We start from the raw sequence: 5,172 nt of genomic DNA on the forward strand, positions 1-5,172 counted from the left end.
GGCCGGTCGACTGGCACCGGGAGCCCGCCGCGAAGGGTGTTTAGGTGGAGTTGTGGGTCCTGTCGTCGAAGCGGAACGGGCGATGGAACCAAATCGAGTGGTTCACGGTGGCCGCCAGGATCCGGTCCAGACCCCACGACAGGCCGTGCGTGGTGATGATCGAATCGAGCACGGTGGTGTCGGAGGAGTAGCCCAGCGCGGCCACGTGCAGCAGCGGATCGTCCGGCAGCGCGCCGTCGGTACGCATCCACACGCGGTTGTGGTTGAGCTTCTCGCCGGTGCCCTTGAGGATCCACGCCGGATCGTTGGTGTAGCGCATGTCGACCGGGTGCGGGGCGTTGATGAACATCTCCAGCTTGTCCTCGAAGCCGGCGAAGCTCTCCTCGATCCGGGGCAGTGTCTCCGGATCGGGCACCACAGGGCCCTCGTGGGCGTGCTCGAGGCCCTTGCCCCAGTCCTGGAACGCCGCCAGCATGACGAACAGCTCCTGGCCGTCCTGGCTGGCGGTGACCGTCCGGTTCGCGAGCGCGCGGCCGTCGCGATGCCGCTGCACGTGGTATTCGATCGGCTTCTTCACGTCGCCACCGCGCACGAAATGCGCGTTGATCGCGTGCAGCGGCCGCTCACCGGCGGTGCGTCCGGCAGCGACGATCGCCTGCGACACCAGCTGCCCGCCGAAGGTGCGGCTCCACACCTTCTCGGGATGGTTGCCGAGGAAGACGTCCTCGCCGATCGGTTCCAGGTCGAGCAGGTCGAGCAGCACCCGCAGATCGGGGGACGGCTCGCCCTGCACTGTCTCGACCTCGATCGATCCGCCTGCCGAACTACTCACGACTAGTGGTCCTCCTCGCCGATGCGATGAACGTGGATCAGGTTGGTGGAACCGACGGTACCCGGCGGGGAACCGGCCACGATGACCACCAGGTCACCCTTGCGGTACCGATCCATCGACAGCAGCGCCTGGTCGACCTGATGGATCATCGCGTCGGTGCTCTGCACCATCGGCACGATGAAGGTCTCGGTGCCCCAGGTCAGCGTCAGCTGGCTGCGCACCTCCGGCAGCGGGGTGAACGCCAGCAGCGGCAGGGGGGTGTGCAGGCGGGCCAGGCGGCGCACGGTGTCGCCGGACTGGGTGAAGGCCACCAGTGCCTTGGCGTTGAGCCGCTCGCCGATGTCGCGGGCGGCGTAGGAGATCACGCCGCGCTTGGTGCGCGGCACGTGGGTCAGGGGTGGCACCCGGTGCGTCTCGGACTCCACCGCGGTGACGATGCGGCTCATGGTGCGCACCGCGTCGATCGGCCACGCGCCGACGGAGGTCTCACCCGAGAGCATCACCGCGTCGGCACCGTCGAGCACCGCGTTGGCGACGTCGGAGGCCTCGGCGCGGGTCGGGCGGGAGTTCTCGATCATCGACTCCAGCATCTGGGTCGCGACGATGACCGGCTTGGCGTTCTCGCGCGCCATCTGGATGGCCCGCTTCTGCACCAGCGGCACCTGCTCGAGCGGCAGCTCGACGCCGAGGTCGCCACGGGCCACCATCACCGCGTCGAAGGCGAGCACGATCGCCTCGAGGTTGTCGATCGCCTCGGGCTTCTCCAGCTTGGCGATGACCGGCACGCGGCGGCCGGCCTTGTCCATGATGTCGTGCACCAGCTCGATGTCGGACGGCGAGCGCACGAACGACAGCGCGATGAAGTCCACGCCCAGCTTCAGGGCGAATTCGAGGTCTTCGATGTCCTTCTCGGACAGGGCGGGCACCGACACGTCCATGCCGGGCAGCGACAGGCCCTTGTTGTTGCTCACGGGGCCACCCTCGGTGACCCGGCAGACGACGTCGTTGCCGTCGATGCTCTCCACCGTCAGGCCGACCTTGCCGTCGTCGACGAGCAGGCGGTCACCGGCCTTGGCGTCCTGCGCGAGCTGCTTGTAGGTGGTCGAGACGCGGTCGTGGGTGCCGTCGACGTCGTCGACGGTGATCCGGACCTGTTCGCCGTTGGCCCAGGTGGTGCGGCCGTCGGTGAACCGGCCGAGGCGGATCTTGGGGCCCTGCAGGTCGGCGAGGATGCCGACCGCGCGGCCGGACTCGTCCGAGGCCGCGCGGACCATCTTGTAGTTGTCGGCATGGTCGGCGTGCTCACCGTGGCTGAAGTTCAGCCGGGCCACATCCATGCCGCTTTCGACGAGCTCACGAATACGATCCTGGGTGGCCGTAGCCGGTCCGAGGGTGCACACAATCTTCGTCCGTCGCATCACGGTTCAAAGCCTAGTACTCCCCCGCCTCTCCGCGTACTTTGCCGGTCGGGGGTGTAAGGCCCTACCCGACCGGACCGGCGGAAATCGACGGGGCACGGGCCGGGCGTTCCCGACAAGTTACCCATGTGTTCACGAAACCAGTTGTCACCGAACCGCGACGTGCCTGGACAGCCGCGTTTCCAGGCGGGTCTGGCCGACGCCCAGGATCAGGCAGATCACCCAGTAGTAGAGGGCCGCGACACCGTAGAGGGCGAAGAAGTCGAAGGTCGGAGCGGCAGCCAGCTGGGCAGTGCGCAGCAGTTCGGTCACCAGGATGGTGGAGGCCAGCGAGGTGTCCTTGACGAGGGAGATGAGCGTGTTCGACAGCGGCGGCACGGCGATCCGGGATGCCTGCGGGAACACGACGTACCAGAGTGTCTGCGGATACGTCATGCCCAGCGACTCGGCCGCCTCCCACTGCCCGTGCGCGACGCTCATGATCGCCGATCGCACCACCTCCGCGGCGTAGCCGCCGACATTGAGGCTGAACGCGATCACCGCCGCCGGGAACGGGTCGATGACGATCCCGAACTGCGGCAGCGCGTAGAACACGATGAACAGCTGCACCAGCAGCGGGGTGCCGCGGATGATCGAGATGTAGAAGCGGGCGGGCAGCGACAGCACCCGCTTCGACGACATCCGCGCCAGCGCGACCCCGACCGCGATCGCCAGGCCGAGGACGAAACTGATCGCCGTCAGCGGCAGCGTCGCGGTCACCGTGGCCTTCAGCATCGGCCATAGGTTGTGCCAGATCAGCTCCCTGGTTGCGGGATCCATCCGCTATTGGCTGACGTCGGTGCCGAAGTACTTCTCCGACAGCCTGGTCAGCGTGCCGTCGGCGCGCAGCTGCTCGAGTGCTTTGTCGATATCGGCGATCAGCGCGGCGTCGTCCTTGCGGGCGGCGAAGGCCTGCTTGCTGGTCTCGCCGGTCTTCGCCGCGATCTTGATGCCGGTGTCGCCGGTCTTCTTGGTGTACTCACCGACCGCCAGGGTGTCGTTGACGGTGGCGTCGACGCGACCGGACTTCAGCAGCTGCACGGCCTGCACGAAGCCTTCCACCGCTTCGACTTTCGCTCCTGCGCCCGCGGCGACCTTGCTCCAGTTGCTGGTCGAGGACTGCGCGGTGGTCTTGCCCGCCAGATCGGCCAGCGAGGTGATGGTGGTGTTGTCGGCCTTGGTGACGATCACGCCCTCGGAGGTCGTGTAGGGCTGTGACAGCGAGTACTTGGCCGCGCGCTCGGGATTGACGGTGACCTGGTTGGCGACCAGATCGAAGCGCTGGGACTCCAGGCCGGCGAAGATCGAGTCCCATGGCGTCTGCACGAATTCGACCCGCTTGCCGAGCTTCTCGCCGATAGCCCGCGCGACCTCGACGTCGTAGCCGGTCAGCGTGCCGTTGTCCTGGTAGCTGAACGGCGCGTAGGTGCCTTCGGTACCCACCTTCAGCACATTCGGGTCGGCATCGGACGCGCAGGCCGACAGGCCCGTCGCGGCGACCACGGCGAGTACGGCGGCGGCAAGTAGTTTGCGCACGGTCAATCCCTTCCTTCGCTGCGCATCAGGCACGCGCAGGCCAAGCGACGCTACGGCGCCGCCACAGACGGACACAGAGTATCGCTCACCGTGATCGGAATTCCGGTGGGGAAACGCAAAACGGGCACTCCCTGTGAGAGCGCCCGTTCAGGGAGTCGTGGTCGTTCAGTCGCGGAGGGGGCGGCCCAGCGGGTCGGGAACTTTACCGGTGAGCATCAGGATTCCGTCGATGAGCGGCCATACCCAACCCAGGCAGCCGAGCGTCAGGACGGTCACGGCGATCTGGGCGCAGGCGATGCCGTTGTACCCGAGGTAGAAGCGACCAACGCCGAACCCACCCAGGAAGATCTGCAGCAGACCGGCCGTCAGCTTCTGCTTGTCCGAGAACGGGACGCCGTACATGTCGCGGCCGTACGGCGCTTCCGGATCGGCCGGGTTGTAGCCCTGCGGCATGGCGCCGTACGGCGCGGCGCCGTAGACGGGCTGAGGCTGGGCGTACGGGTCGGCGGGCTGACCGTACTGGGGCTGGCCGTACTGCGGCTGACCGTACCCCGGCTGCTGCTGGCCGTAGCCCGGCTGCTGCGCGTACGGGTCCGAGGGCTGGCCGTAGGCAGGCTGGCCGTAGGCAGGCTGGCCGTACTGCGGCTGCGCGCCGGAGTCGGGCTGCTTGCTCAGGTCGGGGCCGTACTGGGGATTGGGGTTGTAGGGGTCGGTCACTCATGCCTCCATCATTCGTGCGGGTACCCGTCGTGGCCCCCGGCCAGTGGCGATCGGCCGAACGGCGGTGCGCCCGCGACGATCACCGGCCATTGTGGTCATACGGACCGGCTGTTGTCTCCTCGGGTCCCCTGCGATCAGTCCTCGCCACTTTGCCCGGAATATCGCGACGGGCGCCCGGAATGTTGCCGGACGCCCGTCGAATTCAAGGGGAAGGCCCCCGATCAGGCCTTCTTCGCGCCGGATTGCTCCGGCGCGGCGGTGTCTGCCGCGTCGGCGGTGTCTGCCGCACCGGCGGTGTCTGCCGCACCGGCGGGCGTCGCGTCGGCGGCGATCGGCGCCGGGTCGGCCTTCTTCAGCTCCGGCTTCGGATCAGCGCTGTCGGCCGCGTCATCGGTGGAGTCCTTCGCGGTGTCCTCGGTGGAATCCGTTGCCTCGGTGGACTTGTCGGCCGCGGCGGCGTTGCCTGCCGCCCCGGCGGCACGCAGCGCCGAGAACTGCCACCCGCCCCCCCCCCGGGGGGCGCCCGCGGGGGGCGGGGGCCGCCACGACCGAGGCGCTGCTGCGGATCGCGCGGGTGCAGTGGCGTCCGGAACCGGCGCAGGGCAGCTCGCCCGACTCGGATAAGAC

The 5,172-nt window shown here is 68.3% G+C and carries 5 protein-coding genes and 1 pseudogene; all 6 read right to left on the reverse strand.

Features of this window, described 5'->3' with window-relative positions:
* Positions 1 to 40: 40 nt before the first annotated feature.
* A complete protein-coding gene (locus ACFWPJ_RS23895; RefSeq protein ID WP_378854627.1) occupies positions 41 to 793 on the reverse strand; it encodes an acyl-CoA thioesterase in 753 nt (250 codons plus the stop codon).
* A gap of 41 nt (positions 794 to 834) precedes the next feature.
* Complete coding sequence (pyk, locus tag ACFWPJ_RS23900; protein WP_378854623.1) at positions 835 to 2,253, reverse strand: pyruvate kinase; 1,419 nt, start codon at positions 2,251 to 2,253, stop codon at positions 835 to 837.
* Positions 2,254 to 2,397: 144 nt separating this feature from the next.
* Complete coding sequence (locus ACFWPJ_RS23905) at positions 2,398 to 3,069, reverse strand: amino acid ABC transporter permease (protein WP_378854624.1); 672 nt, start codon at positions 3,067 to 3,069, stop codon at positions 2,398 to 2,400.
* Between the two features lie 3 nt (positions 3,070 to 3,072).
* A complete protein-coding gene (locus tag ACFWPJ_RS23910) occupies positions 3,073 to 3,825 on the reverse strand; it encodes an amino acid ABC transporter substrate-binding protein (protein ID WP_378854625.1) in 753 nt (250 codons plus the stop codon).
* Between the two features lie 165 nt (positions 3,826 to 3,990).
* On the reverse strand, positions 3,991 to 4,542 hold the full coding sequence (locus ACFWPJ_RS23915) for a TM2 domain-containing protein (protein ID WP_378854626.1): 552 nt from the start codon (positions 4,540 to 4,542) through the stop codon (positions 3,991 to 3,993).
* 224 nt (positions 4,543 to 4,766) lie between these two features.
* Positions 4,767 to 5,172: pseudogene (locus ACFWPJ_RS23920) on the reverse strand (hypothetical protein); the annotation flags it as partial.

The sequence above is a fragment of the Nocardia sp. NPDC058497 genome, assembly GCF_042720195.1.
Lineage (GTDB): Bacteria > Actinomycetota > Actinomycetes > Mycobacteriales > Mycobacteriaceae > Nocardia.

What these genes read in the sequence shown, in the direction of transcription:
- ACFWPJ_RS23905 (WP_378854624.1), bottom strand. Translation starts at nt 3,069, where the DNA reads ATGGATCCCGCAACCAGGGAGCTGATCTGGCACAACCTATGGCCGATG.